Origin of the sequence: Bartonella tribocorum (assembly GCF_002778015.1) — a bacterium.
GTDB lineage: Bacteria > Pseudomonadota > Alphaproteobacteria > Rhizobiales > Rhizobiaceae > Bartonella > Bartonella tribocorum_B.
This window is the reverse complement of sequence record NZ_NJPP01000072.1, coordinates 1-1,480: the sequence shown is the minus strand read 5'-3', so window position 1 is coordinate 1,480 and position 1,480 is coordinate 1. Positions and strand designations below refer to the sequence as shown.

Sequence of the window (1,480 nt, the reverse complement as noted above, 5' to 3'; positions counted from 1 at the left end):
ATCACACGTATTCTCTGAGACGCTCCTATTGTCTGCTAGATCGCTAAAGCGTGTAAAATCGGATTGAAAGGCTAGAGGAACTATTCCTGTTGGACCATGGCGTTGTTTGGCTATAATAACCACAGCTTTGCCCTTGGCTTTCTCCATTGTCTCTTGCCATCTGCTATACTCAACACTGCCTTCTTTAGGTTCTTCCTTTTTGAGATAATATTCTTCACGATAAACAAAAAGCACAATATCGGCATCTTGTTCAATGGAACCTGATTCTCGTAGATCTGCAAGCTGTGGACGTTTATCTGTTCGGTTTTCAACTTGGCGTGATAATTGTGAAAGAGCAATGATGGGAATATTAAGTTCTTTGGCCAAAGCTTTAAGCCCCATGGTAATCGCTGTCATTTCTTGAACACGATTTTCTGAAGAACGCTTTGAACCGCTTGTCATGAGTTGGATATAATCAATAATCAAGACATCCAAACCATGTTGTCGTTTAAGACGCCTTATTGGTCGCCAGTGCGGTTTTTCCCATTCCAGGGCGCCCCGCTAGAATAATCAAATCAGATGGCTGCAACCCTCCCATTTTTTCATCCAAAGTGTTTATATGGGTCGCTAACCCAGAAAGCTGTGAGGAACGCTTTTTGGCAGCACTTGCCATGTCCAGTGCTTTTGCAATGGCTCTATCAAAGTTTTCAAACCCACCCCCATATTTGCCTTTGTCGGCGAGTTCAAACAATTGATGTTCAACAGTTTCAATTTGTTGTGTTGGTGTAAGCTCTAAGGGAGCCTCAAAGGCTGTATTGACAACTTGATTGCCAAGATTAATCAAAGAGCGTCGAATAAAAAGATCATAGATAACCCGTCCATAATCTTCAGTATTAATGATTGTCACCGCTTCTTTGGCTAAACGAACAACGTAATGGAAGATGGTGATATCGCCAATTGTTTCTTCTGCTGGAATAAAGGATTTAAGGGTAACAGGGTTTGCAACTTTACCTTTTTTGATCATATGCAAAACAGCAGAAAAGATCTTTTGATGAAGAGTTTCAAAAAAATGTTCTGCTTTGAGAAAATCAGAAACTCTATCAAGTGCATCATTATTAATCAGAATTGCTCCAAGCAATGCTTGTTCGGCTTCTATATTATGCGGGAGTTGGCGAACAGAAGGGGGGAAGCAGTCTTTTGAATTGTCCATTTTTAGTTGGGTTCCTTTTCCCCTGTTTTATTTCCCTCGATCGGTGCCTCAAAGGTGATTTCTGTTGTGTATCCGCTTTGTTTTTCATAACAATGCGTGACGGTAGCGGCTTTCCATAGTCCATTAATTTCTTTACGGAACCCTTGAAGGATGAGAGGTTGATCCGCCATGACTTCAGGGTGTCCCGCAAGCGTTAAGGAGCCGCTGCCTACAGCACGGCATAAGCGATCTGATTCTGAGGCAGCCGCCGCTTGTGCTTCTTCTTTGCAAAGGTAGCAACTGCGCAGACGA

2 pseudogenes are annotated in these 1,480 nt (G+C 42.5%); both read right to left on the bottom strand.

Annotated elements, in window-relative coordinates:
* Positions 1 to 1,189 (bottom strand): annotated as a pseudogene (locus CEV08_RS09160) (DnaB-like helicase C-terminal domain-containing protein); the annotation flags it as partial.
* A gap of 2 nt (positions 1,190 to 1,191) precedes the next feature.
* Positions 1,192 to 1,480 (bottom strand): annotated as a pseudogene (locus CEV08_RS09155) (late control protein); the annotation flags it as partial.